Genomic DNA, 24,749 nt, shown 5'->3' on the forward strand with positions numbered 1-24,749 from the left:
ACTCACACGTGCGTCCGGCACGCGGTATCGGCGCAGTGTAGCGATTTGCTTGCGGGCAATCTTGGGAAAAATGATGTCGTCATTGTTCGCTCGCAGGCCGGTCATCTGTCCGACAGGTCAAGCTTGGGTTGCCGGGCGCCGGGCAATCTTGAATAATCGCCCAACTGAGAATTATTTGCAGATAGTCATGACTCCTGTCTCTATTGGCCAACCCCGCATTCTTTCCATCGAAGACGATCCCGTCCTCGGTGCCTATGTCCATGAACAACTGGGCCGCAGCGGCTTCCAGGTGACCTGGTGCCAGAACGGCAGCGAAGGCCTGAGCATTGCCCGGCGCCAGCCGTTCGATGTGGTGTTGATGGATATTCTGTTGCCGGGGCTGGATGGATTGAATGTCCTGACTCAACTGCGTCAGAGCCATTCCACCCCGGTGCTGCTGATGTCGGCGCTGGGTGCCGAGGCCGACCGTATCAGCGGTTTCCGCCTCGGCGCCGATGACTACCTGCCCAAACCTTTCAGCATGGCCGAGTTACATGTGCGCATCGAGGCGATCCTGCGGCGCGTCGCGCTCGACCGGCGCCCGGCTGTCGCCGCCCCGGTGATGCCGGCCAGCGGGCTGCGTTTCGACGACGAGCAGTGCGATGTGTTCTACCGTAATCAACCGGCCGGCCTGACCCGCAGCGAATACCGTCTGCTGGAAACCCTCAACCGCAACGACGAGGAAGTGCTGAGCAAGGCCTTCCTTTATCAGCACGTTCTGCAACGCGGCTATGCGGCCCACGACCGCAGCCTCGACATGCACATCAGCCAGATCCGCCGCAAACTCAAGTCAGTCGGCTACACCGAGCGGGAAGTGCGCACGGTGTGGGGCAAGGGTTACGTCCTGAGTGCCATCGATGAAAGTGTCTGACCTGCCGGGCCGGCACTCGCTGTTCTGGAAACTCGCCTGCCTGTTGGTGGCGTTCTGTCTGTTGATGATCTGGCTGAGCTGGTCCTGGGGCCGGTACATGGAGCAGCGCAACCAGTTCCTCTCCGACGACGCCCGTCGCACGTTGAGCCGTTATGCCGCCGAGGCCGAGCGCGCGTGGCAGCAGGGCGGGCGCGATGGCATCGATAGCTTTTTACAGAGCATGGAGTTGCGCGAAGCCGGCTGGGTCGGCGTGATCGGCGGCAACCTGCAGTCGCTGGGCAGCCAGCCGTTGAACGCTCAAGAGCTTCAACGCCTGACCTTCCTGCGCGGCCTTGACTGGCCGATTCACAAAAAGGGCCGGCCGTGGCTGCGGGTTCCATTTCCCACAGACCCGACCGCCGGCAGTCTGGTGATCGAGTTGCCCGAGCGATTTCTGCCGGGCAAATACCGGGTGTTCTGGCGCGTCATCACCAACGGGGTGATTCCAGGTCTGTTCACCTTGCTGCTGTGCGTCGGCCTGTATCGCCTGCTCGTGGTGCCGCTGAACAATCTGCGCGAGCAGGCCAATGCGTGGCGTGCCGATCAATTGAATGTGCGGTTGTCGAGCGGCATCACCCAGCGGCCCGATGAGCTTGGCGAACTGGCCCGTGCTTTCGACTCGATGTCCGAACGCCTGCAATCCACCGTGGCCCTGCAACAGCAACTGTTGCGCGACCTGTCCCACGAACTGCGCACGCCCCTGAGTCGGTTGCGGGTCGCCAGCGAAAGCGAGCAGCAGCTGCAACCGCTGCGCGAACGTATCGGTCGCGAAGTCGACGTGATGCAGCGGCTGGTGGAAGACACTCTGCAACTGGCCTGGCTCGACACCGAACGCGCGCCGTTGCCGGACGAAGCGATCCAGATTCAGGCACTGTGGGAAATGCTCACGGAAAACGCCTGCTACGAAAGCTGCTGTCCGATGGGGCAGTTGCAGTGCGGGGTGGAAGCCTCATGCTGGGTACGCGGCAATCTCAACACCCTGGCCCAGGCACTGGAAAACATTCTGCGTAATGCGATTCGACATTCGCCACCGGGCGGCATCGTGCGGCTCGACGGTCGACGGGATGGCGATTACTGGCACCTGTGGCTGGAGGACGAGGGCGGCGGCGTGGCCGAAGCGGACCTTGAGCGGATCTTCTCGCCCTTCATCCGACTCGACGGCTCGCGGCCGGGGGACGGTGGATTTGGTCTGGGCCTGAGCATCGCGAGGAACGCGGTGCAACGCCAGGGCGGAACCCTGTGGGCTGAGAACGGCCCGTCGGGATTGCGACTGAATCTGCGGTTGGTGGCGGATGACAGTGCTGTCAGTCCCGACGTCTTCGCTGGCAAGCCAGCTGCCACAGTGGACATGGGCCGCCCGCAGATCGTTTGAGCTGCACAAGAAAGTGTCAGCGCTGCTGACACTATTTAAAAGTCGCACCACTGGCGCGACTTTTATTGCTTATTCCAAGAAACCATAAGCACCACACTTTGCGTGATATGGCCTGCGCAGGTTTGCCGGTATGATAGGCGCCCCCGCAGTCCGGATTGCGAAAAAACGCCATGACCTTGCAGTACCCAACCATCGCCGATTGCGTCGGCAACACGCCGCTGGTGCGTTTGCAGCGCCTGCCCGGTGTCACCAGCAACACCCTTTTGCTCAAGCTCGAAGGGAACAACCCGGCGGGTTCGGTCAAGGATCGTCCGGCGCTGTCGATGATCACCCGTGCCGAGTTGCGCGGGCAGATCCACGAAGGCGATACGCTGATCGAAGCGACCTCGGGCAACACCGGGATCGCCCTGGCGATGGCCGCCGCGATCAAGGGTTACAAGATGATCCTGATCATGCCGGACAACTCCAGCGCCGAGCGTAAGGCGGCGATGACCGCTTACGGCGCGCAGCTGATTCTGGTCAGCCAGGAAGAGGGCATGGAAGGCGCTCGCGATCTCGCCCAGCGGATGGAAGCCGAAGGCCGTGGCAAGGTGCTGGATCAGTTCGCCAACGGCGACAATCCTGAAGCGCACTACACCACCACCGGCCCGGAAATCTGGCGTCAGACCCAGGGCTCCATCACCCATTTCGTCAGCTCCATGGGTACCACCGGCACCATCATGGGCGTGTCGCGCTACCTCAAGGAGCAGAACGACAAGGTGCAGATCGTCGGCCTGCAACCGATGGAAGGCTCGGCCATTCCCGGCATCCGCCGCTGGCCGCAGGAATACCTGCCGAAGATCTACCAGGCCGACCGCGTTGACCGCATCGTCGACATGGCGCAAAGCGAAGCCGAGGACGTCACCCGGCGTCTGGCCCGCGAAGAAGGCATCTTCTGTGGCGTGTCCTCGGGCGGTGCGGTGGCAGCGATGCTGCGCCTGTCCAGAGAAGTTGAAAACGCGGTGATCGTCGCGATCATCTGCGACCGTGGCGACCGTTACCTGTCGACCGGCATTTTCGACGCGCCCAACTGATGGCCAAGCATGAGAGAGGCCTGCGCTTCCAGCCCACCGGCGGCAGCAAGGCCGCGCAAATCCCGACCGGCAAAAAGCAGCGTCTGAGCATCGAGCGCCTGGCCAATGACGGTCGCGGCATCGCGTTTTTTGAAGGCAAGACCTGGTTCGTCCTCGGCGCTCTGGCGGGTGAGGAGGTCGAAGCGCGGGTGCTCGGCGCCCACGGCAAAGTGGTCGAGGCGCGTACCGAGCGCGTGTTCAGCGCCAGTCAATTGCGTCGTCCCGCACCTTGCCAGCATGCCGGCCGTTGCGGCGGTTGCAGCGTCCAGCATTTGCCCCACAACGAACAGCTTGCCCTGAAACAGCGCATGCTCGCCGAGCAGTGGTCGCGAGTCGCTGGTGCCGAGCCCGAGGAGTGGGCGGCGCCGTTGACCGGTCCCGAATTCGGCTACCGTCGCCGCGCCCGGATCGCCGTGCGCTGGGACAGCAAGGCCAAACAGCTTGAAGTCGGTTTCCGTGCCGCCGGCAGTCAGGACATCGTCGCGATCAGCGAATGCCCGGTGCTGGTACAGCCCTTGCAGCCGATCATGACCCGCTTGCCGGAGATGCTGCGACGCTTGAGCAAACCTCAGGCGCTGGGGCATGTCGAATTGTTCAGTGGCTCGTCACTCGCCGTACTGCTGCGTCACATGGCGCCGCTGTCCGAGGCCGACCTGACGATCCTCAAGGATTTCTGCGCGTTCCATGAAGCGCAGCTCTGGCTGCATGGCGAAGGCGAACCGCAGCCGGTGGATGATGCACAGTCGCTTGGCTATCACCTGGAACAGTGGGATCTGCAATTGGCTTACCGGCCGGGGGATTTCATCCAGGTCAATGCCGGGGTCAACGAGGCCATGGTCGCCCAGGCGCTGGACTGGTTGAAACCGACGAGCGATGAGCGCGTGCTCGACCTGTTTTGCGGCCTCGGCAACTTCGCCCTGCCGCTGGCGAAAGCTGCGCGTGAAGTGGTGGCGGTCGAAGGCGTGCAGACCATGGTCGATCGCGCGGCGGCCAATGCCGCTAGCAACAATTTGCATAACACAAAGTTTTTTCAGGCCGATTTATCCCAGCCTTTGACCGATGCCCAGTGGATCGGAAACGGCTTTTCTGCGGTACTCTTGGACCCACCGCGCGACGGTGCTTTCGAGGTGGTGCGCAAGCTGGCGGCCTTGGGCGCCAAACGGTTGGTGTACGTGTCGTGCAACCCTGCAACTCTGGCGCGCGATACGGTCGAATTGATCAAGCAGGGCTACCGGTTAAAACGTGCCGGGATTCTCGATATGTTTCCTCAGACGGCACATGTCGAGGCCATGGCGTTATTTGAAGCGAGCCAGGATGGCTCGTCTGATCCGACTGGTCGTCCGTAGCGCTCGCCTTGGCCCCGCGAGCGCGAACGGGCATTGACGGTCAGTGATTTGACGCATTGAATCTGCGTCGTAGGGAAGGTAAAGCAAGATGGTACAGGTGAGAGCACACCAGCCGATCAACACTGACGGCAGTATCAATCTCGAGGCTTGGCTCGATCACGCGGTCAGTGTCGATCTGGCACTGGATCGCGAAGCCTTGAAAGAGGCCTGCGAGTACGCTCGCCAGGCCGAGCAGCAATCCAATGCCGCGAAGAATCTCTGGTCCGAAGGCAGCGGCAGTTTCAGCACGGGCCTTGAGATCGCCGAGATCCTCGCCGACCTCAAGCTCGATCAGGATTCGCTGGTTGCCGCGGTTCTGTATCGCGGCGTACGCGAAGGCCAGATTGAACTCGCAGCGGTCAGCCAGCGCTTCGGCCCGGTGGTCGCCAAGTTGATCGACGGCGTGCTGCGCATGGCGGCGATCAGTGCCAGCCTCAGCCCGCGCCAGTCGATGGTGCTTGGCACCCAGGGCCAGGTGGAAAACCTGCGCAAGATGCTGGTGGCGATGGTCGACGACGTGCGTGTCGCGCTGATCAAACTCGCCGAACGCACCTGTGCGATCCGCGCGGTGAAAACCGCCGACGACGAAAAACGTAACCGGGTCGCCCGGGAAGTGTTCGATATCTATGCGCCGCTCGCGCATCGACTCGGCATCGGTCATATCAAATGGGAACTGGAGGACCTGTCCTTCCGTTACCTGGAACCCGATCAATACAAACAGATTGCCAAGCTGCTGCATGAGCGGCGGCTGGATCGTGAGCGTTTCATCGCCGACGTGATGACCCAGCTCAAGGACGAACTGCAGGCCACCGGCGTCGAAGCCGACATCAGTGGCCGGGCCAAACACATCTATTCGATCTGGCGCAAAATGCAGCGCAAGGGTCTGGAGTTCAGCCAGATCTACGACGTGCGTGCGGTGCGCGTGCTGGTGCCGGAAATGCGCGACTGCTACACCGCGCTCGGTATCGTCCACACCCTGTGGCGGCACATCCCGAAAGAGTTCGACGACTACATCGCCAACCCGAAAGAGAACGGCTACCGCTCGCTGCACACGGCGGTAATCGGCCCGGAAGGCAAGGTGCTGGAAGTCCAGATACGGACCCATTCGATGCACGAAGAGGCCGAACTCGGTGTCTGCGCGCACTGGCGCTACAAGGGCACCGACGTCAAGTCCGGCTCCAATCACTACGAAGAGAAAATCTCCTGGCTGCGTCAGGTCCTCGAGTGGCACGAAGAGCTGGGCGACATCGGTGGTCTGGCCGAACAGCTGCGGGTCGATATCGAGCCGGACCGGGTCTACATCTTCACCCCGGACGGTCACGCCATCGACTTGCCGAAGGGCGCGACGCCGCTGGACTTCGCCTACCGCGTACACACTGAAATCGGTCACAACTGCCGTGGCGCGAAGATCAACGGGCGCATCGTTCCGCTCAACTACAGCCTGCAGACCGGTGAACAGGTCGAGATCATCACCAGCAAGCACGGCACTCCGAGCCGCGACTGGCTGAACCCGAACCTGGGCTACGTCACCACGTCCCGGGCGCGGGCGAAGATCGTGCACTGGTTCAAGTTGCAGGCGCGCGACCAGAACGTCGCGGCGGGCAAGACCCTGCTCGAGCGCGAGCTCAATCGCCTCGGCCTGCCGGCGGTGGATTTTGACAAGCTGGCCGACAAGGCCAACATGAAAACCGCCGAAGACATGTTCGCCGCCCTCGGTGCCGGCGACCTGCGTCTGGCGCAGCTGGTCAATCTGGCGCAACAACTGGTCGAGCCGGAACGCGGCAACGAACAGCTGGAGCTGATTCCGCGCAAGGCCACCGGCTACAAACCGGGCAAGCGCGGCGACATTCAGATCCAGGGCGTCGGCAACCTGATGACCCAGATGGCCGGCTGCTGCCAGCCGTTGCCGGGCGATGCGATCGTCGGTTACATCACCCAGGGCCGTGGCGTGAGCATTCACCGCCAGGACTGCGCCTCGGTGTTGCAACTGGCCGGGCGCGAGCCGGAGCGGATCATCCAGGTCAGCTGGGGCCCGGTGCCGGTGCTCACCTATCCGGTGGACATCGTCATCCGCGCCTACGACCGATCCGGTCTGCTGCGTGACGTCTCGCAGGTGCTGCTCAACGAGCGGATCAACGTGCTGGCGGTCAACACCCGCTCGAACAAGGAGGACAACACCGCGCTGATGTCCCTGACCATCGAGATTCCGGGTCTGGACGCGCTGGGGCGGTTGCTGGGGCGGATTTCCCAGTTGCCGAACATCATCGAAACGCGGCGTAACCGGACTCCATGAAACCGACCTACAGCCTTGACGACCTGCTGCACCTGATGAACCGTCTGCGTGACCCGCAGTATGGTTGCCCGTGGGATATCAGGCAGACTTACGCGACCATCGTTCCACACACCCTTGAAGAGGCCTACGAAGTCGCCGACGCCATCGAGCGCGGCGACTTCGATCACTTGCAGGGGGAGTTGGGCGATCTGCTGTTTCAGGTGGTGTATTACAGCCAGCTGGCACGGGAGGAGGGGCGGTTCGAATTCGCCGGCGTGGTCGACAGCATTACCCGCAAACTGATCCGTCGTCATCCGCACGTGTTCCCCACCGGCGATCTGTATGCGCCGGTGGACGTGCCGCGTCTGAACGAAGAGCAGGTCAAGCAGCGCTGGGAGGAAATCAAGGCCGAGGAGCGCGCCGAGAAATCCACCGAGCCGCAGCAACTGTCACTGCTCGACGATGTGCCTGCTGCGTTGCCGGCATTATCCCGCTCGGCCAAGTTGCAGAAGCGCGCCGGTCAGGTCGGTTTCGACTGGCCGGATGCCTTGCCGGTGCTGGACAAGGTCCGTGAAGAGCTCGATGAAGTACTCGAAGCCATGTCCGAAAATGACCCGCAAGCGGTGGCCGACGAGATCGGTGACCTGCTGTTTTCCGTGGTCAATCTGGCCCGGCACCTGAAGGTCGATCCGGAAACCGCATTGCGTGGCGCCAACGCCAAGTTCGAGCGACGTTTCCGTTTTATCGAACAGGCATTGCGCGATACCCACCGCCCCATGGAAGATTGCACCCTCGAAGAGTTGGACGCCCTGTGGGGCGAAGCCAAACGTCAGGAAAAGAATTCGCCCAGCTGTGGCTGAGCCGTTGCCCAAGTGAGTAAGCATCAATGAGCCTTTCCCTTCGCGACCAGTTGCTCAAGGCAGGACTGGTCAACCAAAAGCAGGCCAAGCAGGTCAGCAAAGACAAACAGAAACAACAGCGCCTGGCCCACAAAGGCCAGATCGAACTGGACGACTCCCAGCAGCGTGCTGCCCAGGAAGCCCAGGCCGAGAAGGTCAAGCGCGACCAGGAGCTGAACCGCCAGCAGCAGGAGAAGGCGGAAGCCAAGGCCCGCGCCGCGCAGGTCAAGCAGTTGATCGAGGTCTCGCGTCTGCCGAAGCTGACGACCGAGGACTACTACAACTTCGTCGACGACAAGAAGGTCAAGCGCATCTCGGTCAACACGCTGATGCGCAACAAGCTCAGCAGCGGCTCGCTGGCGATCGTGCACCACGCCGGCGGCTACGAAGTGATTCCTCGTGAGGCGGCCCTGAAGATTCAGGAGCGCGATCCACAGCGCATCGTCCAGCTCAACGAGAAGGTCGAAGAGGTCAATGCCGAGGACGATCCGTACGCGGCCTACGTGATCCCTGATGATCTGATGTGGTAATCGGGTCTCGCCGGGCTGCGAAGCGGCCCTGAAATCCCCAAAAACGACAAACCCCGCTCATGGCGGGGTTTGTCGTTTTCAATGCTGTGGTTTTGTTTCAGGCGGATTTCCGATCCCGCTGCTGTTCCTGCAGTTCCAGTTCGGCCTTGTAGTTGTGGGCGTCGATCTCGTTGTGGAACATGCCGACCAGCAAGTCTTGTTGATGCACATCCCAGATCCGTACGCCGGCGGCTACGCCTTCATGGGACATGTGTGAATCGTCGCGTTCAGTTACTTTTACAGTCATCTGCTAGCTCCAAATCTCAAGTTATCTGCAGCAAGGCGTGTGCAGGACTCTGTTATAGATTTTGTTAGCCGGCTAAGTAAACGCCCGATTCGTGCAATGTATTCTTGCGAAATCTGCAACAGCGCTGGAGCCCGCGGAAACCGCGACATTCAGTCGCAGGGCATTGAGCTTCATGACAAAAGCTTCATGTTCCTGACGGCGATTTTCAAGCAATACACCGACCCTGTGGGAGCGGGCTTGCTCGCGAATGCGATTTAACATTCAACATTTTTGTCGACTGACCCACCGCTTTCGCGAGCAAGCCCGCTCCCACAGGAGGTTGTGTTTATGGCTGGCGAAAAAAAACGCCCCGAACCAGTCGGGGCGTTTTCATGTGCGGCTCAGCAGGAGGGAATTACTTGCCTTCCCAGCGCTTCAGCACGAGGGTGGCGTTGGTGCCACCGAAGCCGAAGCTGTTGCTCATCACGGTGTTGATGGTGGCGTTCTCGCGGGTCTTGGTCAGCACCGGCAGATCGGCCACTTCAGGGTCCAGTTCGTCGATGTTGGCCGAACCGGCGATGAAGTTGCCTTCCATCATCAGCATGCAGTAGATCGCTTCGTGAACGCCGGCGGCGCCCAGGGAGTGACCCGACAGGCTCTTGGTGGAGCTGATGGCCGGGGCCTTGTCGCCGAACACTTCGCGCACACCTTTCATTTCCGCGACGTCGCCGACCGGAGTCGAAGTGCCGTGGGTGTTCAGGTAGTCGATCGGGGTGTCGACGGTGGACAGCGCCTGCTGCATGCAGCGGATGGCGCCTTCGCCGCTCGGGGCCACCATGTCGTAGCCGTCGGAAGTCGCGCCGTAGCCAACGATTTCCGCGTAGATCTTCGCGCCACGGGCCAGAGCGTGTTCCAGCTCCTCGACCACCACCATGCCGCCACCGCCAGCGATGACGAAACCGTCACGGTCGGCGTCGTAGGCGCGGGAAGCTTGCTCAGGGGTGTCGTTACGCTTGCTGGACAGGGCGCCCATCGCGTCGAACAGGAACGACTGGCTCCAGTGCTCTTCTTCACCGCCGCCGGCGAACACGATGTCCTGCTTGCCCATCTGGATCTGTTCCATGGCGGTACCGATGCAGTGAGCACTGGTGGCGCAGGCAGAAGCGATGGAGTAGTTCAGGCCCTTGATCTTGAACGGGGTGGCCAGGCAAGCCGAAACGGTGCTGCTCATGGTCCGCGTTACACGGTATGGGCCGACGCGCTTGACGCCTTTCTCGCGCAGGATGTCCAGCGCTTCCATCTGGTTCAGGGTCGACGCGCCGCCGGAACCTGCGATCAGGCCGGTACGCGGGTTGGACACCTGCTCTTCGGTCAGACCGGAGTCAGCGATGGCGTCTTTCATGGCCAGGTAGGCGTAAGCCGCTGCGTGGCCGACGAAGCGATAGATCTTGCGATCGATCAGCTCTTCAAGGTTGAGGTCGATGGAGCCGGAAACCTGGCTACGCAGACCCATTTCGGCGTATTCCGGGTTGAACCGGATGCCAGGGCGGCTTGCACGCAGGTTAGCGGAGACGGTCTCTTTGTCATTGCCCAGGCACGAAACAATGCCCAGACCAGTGATAACGACGCGGCGCATGCGAATAACCCTTAGAAGTTGTCAGTGGAGGTGAACACGCCGACGCGAAGGCCTTCGGCGGTGTAGATTTCGCGACCGTCGACAGTCACCGAACCGTCGGCGATGGCCAGGTTCAGCTTGCCCTTGAGGACGCGCTTGATATGAATGTTGTAGGTGACTTTCTTGGCGGTCGGCAGGACCTGGCCGAAGAATTTCACTTCGCCCGAACCCAGCGCACGGCCGCGGCCCGGCAGGCCTTGCCAGCCCAGGAAGAAGCCGACCAATTGCCACATGGCGTCCAGACCCAGGCAGCCCGGCATCACCGGATCGCCTTCGAAGTGGCACGCGAAGAACCACAGGTCAGGGTTGATATCCAGCTCGGCGACCAATTCACCTTTGCCGTACTTGCCGCCTTCTTCGCTGATCAGGGTGATGCGATCCACCATCAGCATGTTCGGGGCGGGCAGTTGCGCGTTACCTGGGCCGAACAGCTCACCGCGACTGCAGCGCAGCAGGTCTTCCCGAGTAAAGGCGTTTTGTTTGGTCATGCGAGCTCCTCAATAATCCCATGCGGCAGGTGGGGCAAATCTTCCCGGCCGATCGACGCGTTCATGCCTCGAACCGGCAGCCTACTCATAGACTATTGCGTTGTGGTGAAAGTCACAGCACCAAGGACATGAATGTACACTTGTGCACTGAAATTTTTAATCAAGCCCCTTTTGAGGCCCGTTCGGGTGCCTAAGACTGCCGCACTTTCGCTTTTCACGCCAGTCGCAGATGCTCGAAAGGGCCTCTCTACTGCACCCAGCGCTGCAGAATCTGCTGCAGGTCATTGCGTTTGAATGGCTTGGCCAGGTAATCGTTCATCCCTGCCGACAGGCAGTTTTCGCGATCACCCTGCAACGCGTTGGCGGTCAGGGCGATGATCGGCACGTGGCCGCAGCCGGGCAGGCGGCGGATCTGTCGGGTCGCCTCGTATCCATCGATGAGTGGCAAGCGGCAATCCATCAGGATCGCTTCGAAACGGTTGTCCCCGGCACTGCGCACCGCCTGCACGCCATCGGTGGCGACGCTGACGGTAAAGCCCAGGCTGCGCAGCATCGCTTCGATCACGGTCTGGTTGACCGGGTTGTCCTCGACCAGCAACACATGGCGTCCTTCGCCGTGACCGTTGCCGTTCAATGCGCGCGGTGCCGCCAGCGCGGGCAGTGCCTGCTTATATAGGGCCAGTGGTATTTCCAGGGTGAACACCGAGCCGCGACCTTCTTCACTCTGGGCACGCAAGGTGCCGCCCATCCGCTCGGCGAGGGTGCGGGCAATCGGCAGGCCCAGACCGGTGCCGCCATATCGACGGGAAATCGAGCTGTCGGCCTGCTGGAACGCGTTGAACATCAGCTCCAGGCTTTCCGGCGAAATGCCGATGCCACTGTCACGTACCGCGCAGGTGAACCACAGCAATTCGTGATCCAGCGATTGCCATTGCGCCTCGATGCTGACGCGCCCCTGCTCGGTGAACTTCAGCGCATTGCCGACCAGGTTGACCAGAATCTGCCGGATCCGCGTCGGATCGCCCTGTACCTGCAAGTCGTGCATGTCATCGGGGATCCGCAGCTGCAGGGCCAGCCCGCGTTGCGCCGCGCTGTGCTGGAAGGAATGGGCGCAGGCGCCGATCAGGTCGGCTAGGTTGAACGGAATGTGCTCCAGCTCCAGCTCCGAACGTTCGATGCGCGAGAAATCCAGAATGTCGTTGATCACCTTGAGCAAATGCTCGGTGGACTCGGAAGCCAGCGCCGCGTACTCGACCTGCTCCTCGGTCATGTCGGTGGTTTCCAGCAATTGCAGCATGCCCAGCACACCGTTCATCGGGGTGCGCAGCTCATGGCTCATCATCGCCAGGAAATCCGATTTGGCGTTGTTGGCCTTTTCCGCCTCTTCGCGGGTCTGGATCAGTTGCGCCATCGCCTGATGCTGTTCGCGGCTGGCCTGCTCCAGTGCCTGGGCCAGGTTGTTGATGTGCTGGGACAGTGCGCCCAGCTCGGTGTCATCGACGATCGGCAGCGGGGTCTTGTAGTCGCCCTCCTGAATCGCCTTGACCGCATTGCCGATGTCGCGGATCGGCTGCGACAGGCTGCCGGCCAGTCGCCGCGCCAGCACAAAGGTGAAGAGCAGGGCGAACAACGCCAGAATCCCGGCCTTGAGCAGGATCTCCTGTTGGCGCTGACTGAAGGCGTCATTCGACAGCCCGACGATCACCCGCCCCAGATAATCCTCGCTGGCCACGCCAGGGCTGCTCTTGCCGTCCTGGAAGAAATCGTTGTGCAAGGCGATGCGTTGCAGCCGCACCGGCGCCTGGAACACTTCGACCTGATGCGGGCGATTGTGCGCATCCGCCGGCTGTTCGACGTAGGCCAGAATCCGGTTGGCGCTGTCCTGCACTTCCAGAAACCGTACGTTCGGCGTGGCCAGCGTGGCCTTGAGCAGGCTTTCCAGGACTTCGTTGTTGCCGGAAATCACCCCGTACTCGGTGGCCGGTGCGAGTTGGTTGGCGATCAACTGGCCGGTGTGATTCAGCTCCTGACGCAGATCCTGAATGCGCACGAAGGTGAAAAAGCTGATCAGCAGCAAGGTCAGCAACAGCGCAGGGCCCAGGCTGATCAACTGGGTGCGGGTGTTGATGTCCCAACGGCGGAAAATCATGGGCGGCGCTCTCCTTCGGCCAGCTCTGCGGCGACAGACGCTTCATTGATCGGTTCTATCCCTAGGGAACGAGCCACCTGCGCATTACTTGAGACTTTAAAACGCCCGGGGTAGAGCGTGCGCGGCCAGGTGGCCGGTGTCCGGTCCAGCAATTCGTCGAGGACGGCCAGCCAGTCGTTCTGATCGCTGTAGGTACTGGCCAGGCTGCCGGCGCGAACGAACGAGACATTCGGCCCGACCAGTGCCAGTTGCCGAGAGTAACTGCTGAGCAACAGGTTCTTCGCGGTTTTCGGGTTGTACAGGTCAGGGTCGTCGAGGCCCAGCAGCACGTCGCTGTTTTTCAGCACGGTCTGCAAGGGGCGGCTGTCGTGGGTGTTGTCCCAGCGTTGCGGGACAATTTGCAGATTCAGCGGCTGGGCAGCCGATTGCAGCTCCTTGAGCAGGAACTCGCTGTGCTGATCGAACAGCACGCCGACGCGCCCGGCCTGGGGCAGAATCCGGCGGATCAGTTGCAACTGACGACTCAGCGGCGGATCGGCCCACAGCAGGCTCAAGTGGGGTGGCTGCGCGTCGCCGAAGCGTTGGCGGGCTTGCAAGCGGCTGATGCGCAGGACCAAAGTCGCTGGGCCCTGGCTTTCCTGCATGCGCCAATCGAGGCTCGGCAGATCCAGCAGGATCAGGCGCAGGCTCGACGGCAGTTTGCCCGGTGCTGGCAGACTGGCCAGTGGCTGGAAATGCACGCGGTCGGTGGGGCGCAGTTCGCTCAGGGCCTGAACGAAGGACTGCACACCGGGGCTTTCCTCGGCGCCGGTCAGCAGAATGTCGGCCGCCTGCACCGCCACGCCATGCAGCCACGCTGTCAGGAACAGACAGAGCCCGGCCAGCCATTGGCCGAGCGTTGGCATCTTCCGTGACATGGCGTAACGCATCTAGAACTCCAGCTCGGCGCTGAAATACACCACCCGGCGTTCGTCGTAATTGTTGTCGACGAAGGTGGTCGGCTCATGGTCGAGGCGTTGTTGCAGCACGCCGGCCAGTTGCAGCTGGGCCTTGCCCAGGGCGATGCGTTTGGCGATGCGCGTGTCGACCCGCTCGAAGCGGTAACCGTTGAGCGCGTTGTCACCGTAATAGAAGAGGGCGCTGTTCCAGCCGTGGCCCCAATCGCGCAGCCAGCCGGCCGAGCCGCTGTTGCGCGCGGTGAATTGCTGGTCCAGCGGGTTGCTCGCCTCGGCGTCGACGAAGGCGTAGGTCAGGCGCAAGCGGTCAGCCGCACTCAGGCGCCAGTCCATTTGCGTTTCGGTGCCGCGAAAGCGCGAATCGTTGGCGTTGCTGGCGATGTACTGATTGTTGCGCAGCGGCTCGCTGATCATCCCGGTGATTTCGTCGTAGAACAGCTTCACGTCCAGGGCCAGGCCCCATTCCGGGAAAAAGCCGTTGTAGCCCAGTTCCCGCGAGCGCATGTGCTCCTGGTCCAGATCGCCGGGGCCCCGGGTCTTGACGAAGTAGCGGGCTGAAGACTGGCCATAGGCGGCAGGCCGCAGGTTGGTCACCTGATAACTCCAGTTGACGTTGTTCTCGAACATGTCCGGCGAACGGATGGCTTCCGAATACACCGCGCGCAGGCTGTGCCGCGGATTGATCAGGTAGTTGACCGCAAACCGGGGCGTCAGCGAGCTGCCGATCAATTGCGTGTCTTCGAACATGGCGCCGCCCTGCAACAGCCAGTGTTCGCTGACGCGCCATTCCAGTTGGCCGAAGGCGCGCCAAGTGGTGTCGTCCAGCGTGCCGTTGAAATAGGTCTCGGAATCGGCACGGTCGTAACGATAGTTCAGGCCGCTGACCAGACGCAGGCTATCGGACAGGCTGAGGGTGTCCTGCAATTCCAGGTCGTAGCGCGATTCCCGGGCACTCTGGTCGATGTCACCGCACAGAGTCTGGCGCGCGCCGTTGCGCCACTGATCCAGCACCTGATTGGCCAGGGTCATTTCCTGCGGCGTGCCGGCGGGTGCGCCGGGGCCGGTGAACAGCGTCATGTTACGGGCCAGGCGTTCGGTGTAGTTCGGGTTGAGCTGCCACAGCTCGGTCAATTGCGGGCTGAACGACACTTCGGCGTCACAGGCGCGCCAGGTCTGCTGGCGATCCCAGTGTTGTGCCGAGCCCTGCACGTACAGGCTGTGATCGGGGTTGATGTCCAGGTTCCAGCGCACCGAACCGGCGTAGTCCTTGGCAACCACGTCGGAATTGTTCCCGGCAGCGGTAATCCCGGAGAACACCGGGCGGTAGGTGTAAGGCCGCTGATTGGTCCCGTCCTTGGCGTTGACCTGCCAGTCCAGGCTCTGGTTGTCGCTCAGGGTCTGGCTGACCGCGAGGCTGAAGCGGTTCAAGCGGCGGTTGTCGCGGTAGTCGGCGCCGGTGCGGTCGCTGTCGAAACCGTCGTCCTCCTGGCCGGACAGCGACAGACGCAGGTCGCCGCCATTCCAGCCGGTGCTCTGGCTGGCATAGAAATCGTTGATGCCACGTTGGCCGCGGGTCAGCTTCAGTCGTGTGCCGTGGCTGTCCGCCGGGTTGCGGGTGATGATGTTGATCACCGCCATCAGCGCGTTGGCGCCGTAGCTGACGGTGTTCGGGCCGCGAAAGACTTCGATGCGTTCGATGTCTTCCATGGCCACCGGGATATCGCTCCAGTCCACGGTCGCCAGACCGGCGCGGTACACCGAGCGGCCGTCGATCAACACCTGCATGCGCCGGGCTTCGCTGGCGTTGGTCCCGTGATAGTTCACCGCCGCCTGATTGCCGCTGATATTGCCGACCATCATCCCCGGCACCAGGCGCAGCAGTTCACTGATGTCCCGGGCACCGCTGGCGCTGATCAGTTCGCTGTCGAGCACGGTCATGCTGCCCGGGACTTCCGCCGGCGACTGTTTCAGCCGCGTGGCGGTCAGGATCTGCGGTAAGGCCTCACTGTCGACAAACAGGTCGTCCGCCAGCAGCACCGGGCTGAACAGCAGCGCCAGCAGCAGGGACGAACGCGGGGAAGGGGGGCCAGAAAACACGACGCAGCCTTGATAGCAAAGAATTGGCGCGCATGTTAACCGAGGTCGACGACTTTTCCAGTCACGTTGCAGGCATTTTCCTCGGTTTTATTGGTCTTCTTCCTACAAGTGCGGGTAATTGACGCCGGGGCTGTCCGAGAAGGGGACGCTCCGTATAATGCCGGCATCGCCACTGGTATGGATTAACGGATTACATATGACTGAACAGCGCCCGATTGCGGTCCTGGGAGGCGGAAGTTTCGGTACCGCCGTGGCCAATCTGTTGGCCGAGAACGGCCATCAAGTCCGGCAGTGGATGCGTGACCCCGAGCAGGCCGAGGCCATCCGGGTCAATCGCGAGAACCCGCGTTACCTCAAAGGCATCAAGATTCTGCCGGGCGTGACTGCGGTCACCCACCTGCAGGAAACCCTCGACGCCTGCGATTTGTGTTTCGTCGCGTTGCCGTCCAGCGCGCTGCGCACGGTGTTGGCAGCGCACGCCGAACGCCTGAGCGGCAAGATGCTGGTCAGCCTGACCAAGGGCATCGAAGCCCACACCTTCAAACTGATGAGCCAGATCCTCGAAGAGATCGCCCCGCAGGCACGTATCGGCGTGCTGTCCGGGCCGAACCTGGCGCGGGAAATCGCCGAGCACGCACTGACCGCCACCGTGGTCGCCAGCGAAGACGAAGAACTCTGCAAAGCCGTGCAGGCCGCATTGCATGGCCGCACTTTCCGCGTCTACGCCAGCGCCGACCGTTTCGGCGTCGAGCTGGGCGGGGCGCTGAAAAACGTTTACGCGATCATCGCCGGCATGGCGGTGGCGCTGGAAATGGGCGAGAACACCAAGAGCATGCTGATTACCCGGGCGCTGGCCGAAATGACCCGGTTTGCGGTGAATCAGGGCGCCAACCCTATGACCTTCCTCGGTCTGGCCGGTGTCGGCGACCTGATCGTCACTTGCTCGTCGCCGAAAAGCCGCAACTACCAGGTCGGTTTCGCCCTCGGTCAGGGTTTGAGCCTGGACGAAGCGGTGTCGCGCCTGGGTGAAGTGGCCGAAGGCGTCAACACCCTGAAAGTGCTTAAGGCCAAGGCCCAGGAGGTTGGCGTGTACATGCCGCTGGTCGCCGGATTGCATGCAATTCTGTTCGAAGGGCGCACGCTTGAGCAGGTGATCGGTCTGCTGATGCGTGCCGAACCGAAAACCGATGTCGACTTTATTTCCACCAGTGGTTTCAACTGATTCAGCAGGGAGCAGGCCATGAACGATCCGAAAACCGAAGCCAAATATGAATCCATCCTCCTGCGGGTGTTGTGGATGATTGTTTACATCCTGGTCTGGCAGGTGGCGCAGTTCATCCTCGGCGCGGTGGTGCTGGTGCAGTTGATCTATCGTTTGTTCTATGGCGCCCCAAGCGCCAGCCTGATGAATTTCGGCGACAGCCTGAGCCAGTTTCTGGCGCAGATCGGCCGTTTCGGCAGCTTCCACAGCGACCAGAAACCCTGGCCGTTCGCCGACTGGCCGGCGCCGCGTACGCCGGAAGGTGAAGCGCCACACGTTGTTGCGCCGGCACCGCATCCGGCCCGGGATGAGGAACCCAAGCTATGAAACTCTGGGTATTGCGTCACGGTGAGGCCGAGCCCTATGGCTCGCGCCCCGACTCCGAGCGGGAACTGACCGACCACGGTCGCAAGGAAGTGTTGAGCAGCGCGGCCCGTTTGATGGGCCAGCCGCTGACGGCGATCTACGCCAGCCCGTACCTGCGGGCGCAGCAGACGGCGCAACTGGTACGCGAAGCGCTCGGCTTCGAGCCGGAAATCCGTACAGTCGAGTGGTTGACCCCGGAAGTTGACCCGGACCGCGTGGCCGAGCAACTGGTGTCGGTGAGCAACGTGCTGCTGGTCAGCCACAATCCGCTGGTGGGCAATCTGCTCAGCTACCTGCAACACGGTGCGGGCTACCCACCGGAAAAAGTCAGCACCGCCGGGCTGGCCGAGCTCGAACACAGCGAGTTGCTGATCGGCTCGATGACGCTCAACAGCCTTAAACATCCCTGAAATTTTTTGTATGAAATAGTCAACCAAGCACTTGCTTGGTTGACTACGCTTGCTCCAGACCAAAAAACAGGAGCGAGTCGAATGTCTTCCGCCTTCCGTTTGCCGCTGGACGTGTTTTACGAACGCGAGGCCCGGCACCCGCGCCAGCGTTTTCTGGTGCAGCCGATCGGCGGCGGGCAGGTCGAGACACTGACCTGGGCCGACGTCGGCCATCAGGCCCGCTGCGCCGCGCACTGGCTGCGCTCCCGGGAATTGCCGCAAGGCAGCCACATCGCCCTGATCTCGAAAAACTGCGCGCACTGGATCATCGCCGACCTGGCGATCTGGATGGCCGGGCACGTTTCGGTGCCGCTCTATCCGAACCTCACCGCCGAATCCGTGAATCAGGTGCTGACCCACTCGGAAAGCGTGCTGGCGTTCATCGGCAAGCTCGATGACTGGCCGAGCATGTCAGCCGGCATACCGGCCGGCCTGACCACCGTCAGCCTGCCGCTGCATCCGCCGGGCACGTTCGATTTCAACTGGGATGACCTGCAACGCAGCTCACCGATCCAGGACGACCCGCGACCCGCCGCCGAGCAACTGGCGACCATCATTTACACCTCCGGCACCACCGGCCTGCCCAAGGGCGTGATGCACAGTTTTGCCAACCTCGGCTTCGCGACGACGCGCGGTACGCAGCTGTTCGGCCTCAATGAGAACGACCGGCTGCTGTCGTATCTGCCGCTGTGCCACGTGGCCGAGCGGATGTTCGTCGAGCTGGCGTCGATCTATACCGGGCAGACGGTGTTTTTTGCTGAAAGCCTCGACACCTTTCTTGCCGATCTCAAGCGGGCGCGGCCGACGGCGATGTTCGGGGTGCCGCGGATCTGGACCAAGTTCCAGATGGGTGTCTACAGCAAGATCCCGGCGAAACGCCTGGACTTGCTGCTCGGTCTGCCTTTTATCGGCCGACGGATCGGCCACAAGGTCCTGGCCGGATTGGGTCTGGATGCCTTGCGCGTGGCGCTGTCCGGTGCGGCGCCGGTGCCGCTGACCCTGTTGCGCTGGTATCAGAAACTCGGGCTCGACGTGCTGGAGGTCTACGGCATGACAGAAAGCTGCGGTTATTCGCACATCTGCCTGCCGGGGCAATACAAGGAAGGCTGGATCGGCCGGCCGTGTCCTGACGTGGAAGTGCGGATCGACGAGTCCGGCGAAGTGCAGGTGCGCAGCCAGGCGAATATGCTCGGCTATTTCAAGGAACCGCAGAAAACCGCCGAGACCCTCACCGAAGACGGCTTCCTGCGCACCGGCGACAAGGGCGAACAGGACGCCGAAGGGCGTTTGCGCCTGACCGGGCGGCTCAAGGAAATCTTCAAGACCAGCAAGGGCAAATACGTCGCCCCGGCGCCGATCGAAAATCGGCTGGCGGTGCATTCGCGGATCGAGCAGGTCTGCGTGGTCGGCGATGGCCTGAGCGCACCGCTGGGATTGTGCGTGCTCTCGGCGGTGGGCCGGGAAGAGCCCCGCGCACCGCTGCATTCGAGCCTGGAAAAACTGCTGGAGGAGGTCAACGCCGTCCTCGACAAGCACGAGCGCCTGCGTCGGCTGGTGGTGGTCAAGGACAGTTGGGCAGTGGAGAACGGCTTCCTCACGCCGACCTTGAAGATCAAACGCAACATCATCGAAGACACCTACGGAGCACGTTTCGAAGAATGGAGCGAGCGCAGCGAGGCGGTGCTGTGGCAGGATTGAGCGTCGATCAAAACAACAAAGGAAGCCTGCGATGACCTTGTGGCGCACCACTCCGAACATCGAGCAGTTGAACGCAATCCAGAAAAACACCATCGGCGAAGTGCTGGACATTCGCTTCGAGTCCTTCGACGAGGAATCGCTGACGGCCAGCATGGTCATCGACCATCGCACCCATCAGCCTTACGGCCTGTTGCACGGCGGAGCCTCGGTGGTGCTGGCCGAGACGGTCGGCTCGATGGCCAGTTACCTGTGCATCGACGCCAGCAAGTTCTATTGCGTGGGCCTGGAAATCAACGCCAACCACTTGCGCGGCCTGCGCAGCGGACGAGTGACGGCGGTGGCCAAACCGATCCACATCGGCCGCACCACCCACGTCTGGGATATCCGCCTGACCAGCGATGAAGGCAAGGCCAGTTGTGTGTCGCGCCTGACCATGGCGGTGGTGCCGCTGGGAGAACAACCGCCGGCGCGTTAATGGCCGCAGCGTCATAGCCCTGACCGGACTGTCATCATTCCTGGCAGTTACGGTCATTGCTGTAGGACGCGGTCTTGCGGACAATCAACGCCTGTTTTCCGCTCTTGGATTTGCCGGTATGTCGCAACCGATCTTCTTCGCCCACGCCAACGGTTTCCCTTCGGGTACCTACGGCAAACTGTTCGCGGCGCTGGCGCCCGAGTACCGGGTCGCGCATCTGGAACAACATGCCCATGACCCGCGTTTCCCGGCAGGTGATAACTGGTATCACCTGGTCGATGAACTCATCCATCATCTTCAACAGCAAGACGAGCCGGTGTGGGGCGTGGGCCATTCCTTCGGCGGCATGCTGCATTTGCACGCCGCGCTGCGTTGCCCTGAACTGTATCGGGGCGTGGTGATGCTCGACTCGCCGGTGCTGACCCGCACCGATCAATGGGTGATCCGGGCCGCCAAGCGTTTTGGTTTCATCGACAAACTGACCCCGGCCGGCCGCACGCTGGGACGGCGCGAAGAATTTGCCGATCTGGACAGTGCCCGTGGTTATTTCGCTGGCAAGACCCTGTTCCGCAGCTTTGATCCGGAATGTTTCGATGCCTACCTGCAGCACGGTTTGCACAAGGTCGGCGACAAGCTGCGTCTGCGCTTCGATCCTGCGACCGAGATCAGCATCTATCGCGGCGTGCCGCACACCAGTCCTGCGCATACCCGGCAATTGAAAGTGCCGCTGGCGGTGGTACGTGGACACAAGAGCCGCGTGGTGATGAACCACCACACCCGATTTGTCGGACGCCTGCCTCAGGGCGAGTCGCTGACCGTGCCCGGCGGGCACATGTTTCCGCTTGAGCGTCCGCAGGACACCGCACAATTACTGAAAAACCTGTTCAATCGCTGGGAACGCCGGCAAGACAAGGACTGCGCATGAACCCGGCCGTCGAAGAAGTGCGCCTGAGCCTGCCGCATATCGAACTGGCGGCCCACCTGTTCGGCCCGGACGACGGGTTGCCGGTGATCGCCCTGCACGGCTGGCTGGACAACGCCAACAGCTTTGCACGCCTGGCGCCGAAGCTCAAAGGCTTGCGCATCGTCGCGCTGGACATGGCCGGCCACGGACATTCCGGGCACCGGCCGAACGGCGCCGGTTACGCGCTGTGGGATTACGCCCACGACGTGCTGCAGGTCGCCGAACAACTGGGCTGGAAGCGTTTCGGCCTGCTCGGGCACTCCATGGGCGCCATTGTTTCGCTGGTGCTGGCCGGGTCGTTGCCCGAACGCATCACCCATCTGGCGTTGATCGACGGGGTTATTCCTCCTACCGACAAAGGCGAAAATGCCGCCGAGCGCATGGGCATGGCCTTACAGGCGCAGCTCGATCTTCGGGAAAAGCGCAAACCGGTCTACAACACCCTCGACCGGGCGATCGAAGCGCGGATGAAAGGGCTGGTGGCGGTCAGTCGCGAAGCCGCCGAACTGCTGGCGCAACGCGGACTGATGCCGGTGCCCGGCGGGTACACCTGGCGCACCGACAACCGCCTGACTTTGCCTTCGCCGCTGCGTCTGACCCAGGAACAGGCGATGGCGTTCGTGCAGCGCATTGCCTGCCCCGCACAATTGGTGGTCGCCGCCGACGGCATGCTGGCCAAACATCCCGAGCTGCTGGAACGTCTACCCTTTGCCCGGGAACAGCTGCCGGGCGGGCACCATCTGCACCTGAACGATGAGGCCGGGGCCGAGCTTGTCGCAGACTGTTTCAATCGGTTCTTCGCCATTCCTTGACTTGCTCCCGGCAACTGTCGAGGCTGGGCGGGTTGAAATGGGAGACAACCAAGATGGATTTCTACACCGCTGCGACTTCGAACTGCCCCCAAGGCATCCAGGCCATGTCCCTGCGATGAGCCTGTCCATGCGATCTATCAGTCTGCTGGCGCTGTGCTGTTTCAGTCCCTTTCTATTCGCTGCCGACCTGCCGGGCAGTCAGGACCTGCCGATTGTGCCGCGTGTGGCCGATGCGCAGATCGTCGACTATCGCCCCGCCGTGGAGCTGGAGCGGATCTACCCGCTCGGCTCGATCCGCAAGATCAGCGGTCAATTGCGTTTCGACGGCCAGGTCAGCGCCCGGGGGCAAACCACCTCGGTGACCTATGAGTTGCCGCCGGAACATTCCGCCACCGAAGCCTTCACTCTCGCTCGCGAAGCCCTGCAAAAACAGGACGCCCAGCTGTTGTTCTGGTGCCAGGCCCGGGATTGCGGCGAGAGCAGCCTGTGGGCCAACGAGGTGTTCGGCAACGCCAAGCTGTACGGTGCCGACGAGCAGCAGGCCTATTTGCTGTTGAGGCTCGCGGCCCCGCGCGACAACACGCTGGTGGCGCTGTACAGCATCACCCGGGGCAATCGCAAAGCCTATCTGCACGTCGAACAGTTCGAGGCGCTGGCCCCGCTGGGTGACCTGCTGCCGACCTCGGCCACGCTGCTGCGGGAACTCAAAAGCACCGGTGAGCTGGACTTTCCAAAGCTGGCCGGCGATCCGGATGACACCTGGCTGCGCTTGCTGTCCCGTGGTTTGAACCTCGACACCACCTTGCGGGTGACAGTGTCCGGGCCGAAAGCCGAGGCCTGGCGGCAGGCGCTGATCGGGCAGGGCGTGCGTGCCGCGCGCATGGAAACCGGCAGTGTCGACGGCGAAGGTCTGCGCATCGATCTGTTGCGATAAGGTGTCTTTGGCGGACACGCTCGACGTGTTCGCCTACTCTTTGCCTGACTGATTTTTTTCGAGATTTCACATGCCCAATAATGATCGTCTGTTGGTGCAGATCCTGTTGCTGGTGCTGTTTGGTGCCAGTTTCTGGGTGATGGCGCCGTTCTGGTCGGCGCTGTTCTGGGGCGCGGTGCTAGCGTTCGCCAGTTGGCCGCTGATGCGTTTGCTGACCCGCTGGCTCAATGGCCGGGAATCGCTGGCGGCTCTGGTTCTGACCATGGGCTGGATGTTGCTGGTAGCGGGGCCGCTGGTGTGGCTCGGCTTTAACCTGGCCGATCACGTGCGTGACGCTACGGCGTTCATCAAGGATGTGCAGGTCGACGGGCTGCCCGAGGCACCGAGCTGGCTGGGTGGCGTGCCTTTGGTGGGCGAACGGCTGGTGGGGATCTGGAACAGCATCGATCAGCAGGGCGCGGCGCTGATGGTGACGGTCAAACCCTATCTGGGGCAGGTCGGCAACTGGCTGCTGGCGCGCAGTGCGCAGATCGGCAGCGGGATTCTCGAGCTGACCCTGAGCATTGTCTTCGTGTTCTTTTTCTACCGCGACGGGCCGCGGCTGGCGGCATTCGTACACAGTCTGCTGGAACGCCTGATCGGTGACCGGGCCGGGTACTACATCGATCTGGTGGCCGGTACCGTGCAACGGGTGGTCAACGGGGTGATCGGTACGGCGGCGGCGCAAGCGGTGCTGGCGCTGATCGGGTTCCTGATTGCCGGGGTGCCGGGGGCGCTGGTGCTGGGGATCGTGACGTTCCTGCTCAGTCTGATTCCGATGGGGCCGCCGCTGGTGTGGATTCCGGCCACGGCTTGGCTTGCCTGGAAGGGCGAGTACGGGATGGCGGTGTTTCTCGGGATCTGGGGGACGTTCATCATCAGTGGCGTGGATAACGTACTCAAGCCGTATCTGATCAGCCGGGGTGGGAATCTGCCGTTGGTGATTGTGTTGCTTGGGGTGTTTGGCGGGTTGATTGCGTTTGGGTTTATCGGGTTGTTTATTGGGCCTACGCTTTTGGCTGTGGCTTATAGTTTGTTGACGGATTGGAGTAAGAGTCAGGCTCGGGTTTGAGGCTTTGGACTTGGCGGCCTTTGGGCCGACCAGGCTCTTGTTCGTTTTGCGTGTATATCCGTTTCTTCGGGTGCGGCCGCTGGCGGTTTCGCTCTTACAGCGAGTCACTTTGGCAAACGCCCCAAAGTAACCAAAGGTCTGGGCCCCGGCGTACGGCCCGCTCGCTGGGGCTCGGGGTTCCTTCGTTCCGGGATTCATCCGGGGGCATCGCCTACGGTTTGCTTCGCTGCACCTCCTCTCGATGCATGCGGCTGCGCCGCACGGTCGCTGCGCTCCCACCCCCGGATAAATCCCTCCACTCAGCCTTCCGAAGGGGCCGGTACGTCAAAAGCGGTACTCGAGCTAACGCTCATTGTGTTGAGTGGTGGGAAGCCAAAGCGAAAGCCAAAGCCAAATCAGGAGTGGGGTTGTATATGTTTTTGAAAACTCGAGTTCACTTCGGTATTTCACGTCGGTGTAGTTCGCTTAAACACCTCGGTCGGTCCCCTCTCCCTCTGGGAGAGGGCTAGGGTGAGGGCAGCTTTGATGAC

The 24,749-nt window shown here is 62.0% G+C and carries 22 protein-coding genes; 16 read left to right on the plus strand and 6 right to left on the minus strand.

Going from position 1 to position 24,749, the window contains the following annotated elements; all coding sequences use genetic code 11:
• Positions 1 to 187 precede the first annotated feature (187 nt).
• The 7 genes from CAF76_RS12505 to CAF76_RS12535 all read left to right on the plus strand — a co-directional run bounded on the left by CAF76_RS12505 (position 188) and on the right by CAF76_RS12535 (position 8,519).
• Positions 188 to 910: a response regulator transcription factor gene (locus tag CAF76_RS12505; RefSeq protein ID WP_085647390.1), complete on the plus strand. Its 723-nt coding sequence runs from the start codon at positions 188 to 190 to the stop codon at positions 908 to 910.
• Positions 897 to 2,321: a sensor histidine kinase gene (locus CAF76_RS12510; protein WP_085647392.1), complete on the plus strand. Its 1,425-nt coding sequence runs from the start codon at positions 897 to 899 to the stop codon at positions 2,319 to 2,321. The genes CAF76_RS12505 and CAF76_RS12510 overlap by 14 nt, the downstream gene beginning before the upstream one ends.
• A gap of 170 nt (positions 2,322 to 2,491) precedes the next feature.
• Positions 2,492 to 3,394 (plus strand): cysteine synthase CysM, encoded by a 903-nt coding sequence (cysM, locus tag CAF76_RS12515; protein ID WP_085647394.1) that lies wholly within the window; start codon positions 2,492 to 2,494, stop codon positions 3,392 to 3,394.
• A complete protein-coding gene (rlmD, locus tag CAF76_RS12520) occupies positions 3,394 to 4,779 on the plus strand; it encodes a 23S rRNA (uracil(1939)-C(5))-methyltransferase RlmD (RefSeq protein ID WP_085647396.1) in 1,386 nt (461 codons plus the stop codon). The genes cysM and rlmD overlap by 1 nt, the downstream gene beginning before the upstream one ends.
• A gap of 88 nt (positions 4,780 to 4,867) precedes the next feature.
• On the plus strand, positions 4,868 to 7,111 hold the full coding sequence (gene relA, locus CAF76_RS12525) for a GTP diphosphokinase (protein ID WP_007957789.1): 2,244 nt from the start codon (positions 4,868 to 4,870) through the stop codon (positions 7,109 to 7,111).
• Positions 7,108 to 7,950 carry a nucleoside triphosphate pyrophosphohydrolase gene (gene mazG / locus CAF76_RS12530; protein ID WP_085647398.1) on the plus strand — a complete coding sequence of 281 codons (843 nt, stop codon included), beginning with the start codon at positions 7,108 to 7,110 and terminating at the stop codon, positions 7,948 to 7,950. Before relA ends, mazG begins: the two co-directional genes overlap by 4 nt.
• 26 nt (positions 7,951 to 7,976) lie before the next feature.
• On the plus strand, positions 7,977 to 8,519 hold the full coding sequence (locus CAF76_RS12535; protein ID WP_007957793.1) for a DUF2058 domain-containing protein: 543 nt from the start codon (positions 7,977 to 7,979) through the stop codon (positions 8,517 to 8,519).
• Between the two features lie 97 nt (positions 8,520 to 8,616).
• Here the strand turns inward: CAF76_RS12535 and CAF76_RS12540 are convergent, their stop codons facing one another.
• The 6 genes from CAF76_RS12540 to CAF76_RS12565 all read right to left on the minus strand — a co-directional run bounded on the left by CAF76_RS12540 (position 8,617) and on the right by CAF76_RS12565 (position 16,149).
• Positions 8,617 to 8,805 carry a hypothetical protein gene (locus tag CAF76_RS12540; protein ID WP_039772867.1) on the minus strand — a complete coding sequence of 63 codons (189 nt, stop codon included), beginning with the start codon at positions 8,803 to 8,805 and terminating at the stop codon, positions 8,617 to 8,619.
• Between the two features lie 394 nt (positions 8,806 to 9,199).
• Positions 9,200 to 10,420, minus strand: coding sequence for a beta-ketoacyl-ACP synthase I (gene fabB, locus CAF76_RS12545; protein WP_007957797.1), 1,221 nt, complete (start codon positions 10,418 to 10,420; stop codon positions 9,200 to 9,202).
• 11 nt (positions 10,421 to 10,431) lie between these two features.
• Positions 10,432 to 10,947, minus strand: coding sequence for a 3-hydroxyacyl-[acyl-carrier-protein] dehydratase FabA (gene fabA / locus CAF76_RS12550; RefSeq protein WP_003227150.1), 516 nt, complete (start codon positions 10,945 to 10,947; stop codon positions 10,432 to 10,434).
• A gap of 247 nt (positions 10,948 to 11,194) precedes the next feature.
• A complete protein-coding gene (locus CAF76_RS12555; RefSeq protein WP_085647400.1) occupies positions 11,195 to 13,096 on the minus strand; it encodes an ATP-binding protein in 1,902 nt (633 codons plus the stop codon).
• Positions 13,093 to 14,025, minus strand: a complete 933-nt coding sequence (locus CAF76_RS12560; protein ID WP_085647402.1) for an ABC transporter substrate-binding protein — start codon at positions 14,023 to 14,025, stop codon at positions 13,093 to 13,095. The genes CAF76_RS12555 and CAF76_RS12560 overlap by 4 nt, the downstream gene beginning before the upstream one ends.
• Positions 14,026 to 16,149, minus strand: coding sequence for a TonB-dependent siderophore receptor (locus CAF76_RS12565; protein WP_085647404.1), 2,124 nt, complete (start codon positions 16,147 to 16,149; stop codon positions 14,026 to 14,028).
• Between the two features lie 196 nt (positions 16,150 to 16,345).
• On the opposite strand from CAF76_RS12565, the gene CAF76_RS12570 reads away from it, so the two are divergent.
• From CAF76_RS12570 to CAF76_RS12610, 9 genes are all read left to right on the plus strand, one after another.
• Positions 16,346 to 17,371 carry an NAD(P)H-dependent glycerol-3-phosphate dehydrogenase gene (locus CAF76_RS12570; RefSeq protein ID WP_085647406.1) on the plus strand — a complete coding sequence of 342 codons (1,026 nt, stop codon included), beginning with the start codon at positions 16,346 to 16,348 and terminating at the stop codon, positions 17,369 to 17,371.
• An 18-nt stretch (positions 17,372 to 17,389) separates the two neighbouring features.
• Entirely contained in the window at positions 17,390 to 17,737 is a 348-nt protein-coding gene (locus CAF76_RS12575) for a DUF4389 domain-containing protein (protein WP_039772859.1), read from the plus strand.
• On the plus strand, positions 17,734 to 18,186 hold the full coding sequence (gene sixA / locus CAF76_RS12580; RefSeq protein WP_064598618.1) for a phosphohistidine phosphatase SixA: 453 nt from the start codon (positions 17,734 to 17,736) through the stop codon (positions 18,184 to 18,186). Before CAF76_RS12575 ends, sixA begins: the two co-directional genes overlap by 4 nt.
• An 81-nt stretch (positions 18,187 to 18,267) precedes the next feature.
• Positions 18,268 to 19,923 (plus strand): AMP-binding protein, encoded by a 1,656-nt coding sequence (locus CAF76_RS12585; RefSeq protein ID WP_085647408.1) that lies wholly within the window; start codon positions 18,268 to 18,270, stop codon positions 19,921 to 19,923.
• Positions 19,924 to 19,954: 31 nt separating this feature from the next.
• Positions 19,955 to 20,398, plus strand: coding sequence for a hotdog fold thioesterase (locus CAF76_RS12590; protein WP_007957810.1), 444 nt, complete (start codon positions 19,955 to 19,957; stop codon positions 20,396 to 20,398).
• Between the two features lie 118 nt (positions 20,399 to 20,516).
• The gene (locus CAF76_RS12595; protein WP_039772855.1) at positions 20,517 to 21,323 is read left to right on the plus strand and encodes an alpha/beta fold hydrolase; all 807 of its coding nucleotides are present in this window, start codon (positions 20,517 to 20,519) and stop codon (positions 21,321 to 21,323) included.
• On the plus strand, positions 21,320 to 22,174 hold the full coding sequence (locus CAF76_RS12600) for an alpha/beta hydrolase (protein ID WP_064598615.1): 855 nt from the start codon (positions 21,320 to 21,322) through the stop codon (positions 22,172 to 22,174). Before CAF76_RS12595 ends, CAF76_RS12600 begins: the two co-directional genes overlap by 4 nt.
• 127 nt (positions 22,175 to 22,301) lie before the next feature.
• Positions 22,302 to 23,108 (plus strand): DUF4892 domain-containing protein, encoded by an 807-nt coding sequence (locus CAF76_RS12605; protein ID WP_007957816.1) that lies wholly within the window; start codon positions 22,302 to 22,304, stop codon positions 23,106 to 23,108.
• 70 nt (positions 23,109 to 23,178) lie between these two features.
• Positions 23,179 to 24,219 (plus strand): AI-2E family transporter, encoded by a 1,041-nt coding sequence (locus tag CAF76_RS12610; RefSeq protein ID WP_039772850.1) that lies wholly within the window; start codon positions 23,179 to 23,181, stop codon positions 24,217 to 24,219.
• Positions 24,220 to 24,749: the final 530 nt, after the last annotated feature.

The organism is Pseudomonas sp. B40(2017) (assembly GCF_002112855.1).
Taxonomy (GTDB): domain Bacteria; phylum Pseudomonadota; class Gammaproteobacteria; order Pseudomonadales; family Pseudomonadaceae; genus Aquipseudomonas; species Aquipseudomonas pharyngis.

Excerpts from the sequence above, each read along its gene's own strand:
- CAF76_RS12505 (WP_085647390.1), top strand. The coding sequence starts at position 188 with ATGACTCCTGTCTCTATTGGCCAACCCCGCATTCTTTCCATCGAAGAC.
- CAF76_RS12510 (WP_085647392.1), top strand. The coding sequence starts at position 897 with ATGAAAGTGTCTGACCTGCCGGGCCGGCACTCGCTGTTCTGGAAACTC.
- cysM (WP_085647394.1), top strand. The coding sequence starts at position 2,492 with ATGACCTTGCAGTACCCAACCATCGCCGATTGCGTCGGCAACACGCCG.
- rlmD (WP_085647396.1), top strand. The coding sequence starts at position 3,394 with ATGGCCAAGCATGAGAGAGGCCTGCGCTTCCAGCCCACCGGCGGCAGC.
- relA (WP_007957789.1), top strand. The coding sequence starts at position 4,868 with ATGGTACAGGTGAGAGCACACCAGCCGATCAACACTGACGGCAGTATC.
- mazG (WP_085647398.1), top strand. The coding sequence starts at position 7,108 with ATGAAACCGACCTACAGCCTTGACGACCTGCTGCACCTGATGAACCGT.
- CAF76_RS12535 (WP_007957793.1), top strand. The coding sequence starts at position 7,977 with ATGAGCCTTTCCCTTCGCGACCAGTTGCTCAAGGCAGGACTGGTCAAC.
- CAF76_RS12540 (WP_039772867.1), bottom strand. The coding sequence starts at position 8,805 with ATGACTGTAAAAGTAACTGAACGCGACGATTCACACATGTCCCATGAA.
- fabB (WP_007957797.1), bottom strand. The coding sequence starts at position 10,420 with ATGCGCCGCGTCGTTATCACTGGTCTGGGCATTGTTTCGTGCCTGGGC.
- fabA (WP_003227150.1), bottom strand. The coding sequence starts at position 10,947 with ATGACCAAACAAAACGCCTTTACTCGGGAAGACCTGCTGCGCTGCAGT.
- CAF76_RS12555 (WP_085647400.1), bottom strand. The coding sequence starts at position 13,096 with ATGATTTTCCGCCGTTGGGACATCAACACCCGCACCCAGTTGATCAGC.
- CAF76_RS12560 (WP_085647402.1), bottom strand. The coding sequence starts at position 14,025 with ATGCGTTACGCCATGTCACGGAAGATGCCAACGCTCGGCCAATGGCTG.
- CAF76_RS12570 (WP_085647406.1), top strand. The coding sequence starts at position 16,346 with ATGACTGAACAGCGCCCGATTGCGGTCCTGGGAGGCGGAAGTTTCGGT.
- CAF76_RS12575 (WP_039772859.1), top strand. The coding sequence starts at position 17,390 with ATGAACGATCCGAAAACCGAAGCCAAATATGAATCCATCCTCCTGCGG.
- sixA (WP_064598618.1), top strand. The coding sequence starts at position 17,734 with ATGAAACTCTGGGTATTGCGTCACGGTGAGGCCGAGCCCTATGGCTCG.
- CAF76_RS12585 (WP_085647408.1), top strand. The coding sequence starts at position 18,268 with ATGTCTTCCGCCTTCCGTTTGCCGCTGGACGTGTTTTACGAACGCGAG.
- CAF76_RS12590 (WP_007957810.1), top strand. The coding sequence starts at position 19,955 with ATGACCTTGTGGCGCACCACTCCGAACATCGAGCAGTTGAACGCAATC.
- CAF76_RS12595 (WP_039772855.1), top strand. The coding sequence starts at position 20,517 with ATGTCGCAACCGATCTTCTTCGCCCACGCCAACGGTTTCCCTTCGGGT.
- CAF76_RS12600 (WP_064598615.1), top strand. The coding sequence starts at position 21,320 with ATGAACCCGGCCGTCGAAGAAGTGCGCCTGAGCCTGCCGCATATCGAA.
- CAF76_RS12605 (WP_007957816.1), top strand. The coding sequence starts at position 22,302 with ATGCGATCTATCAGTCTGCTGGCGCTGTGCTGTTTCAGTCCCTTTCTA.
- CAF76_RS12610 (WP_039772850.1), top strand. The coding sequence starts at position 23,179 with ATGCCCAATAATGATCGTCTGTTGGTGCAGATCCTGTTGCTGGTGCTG.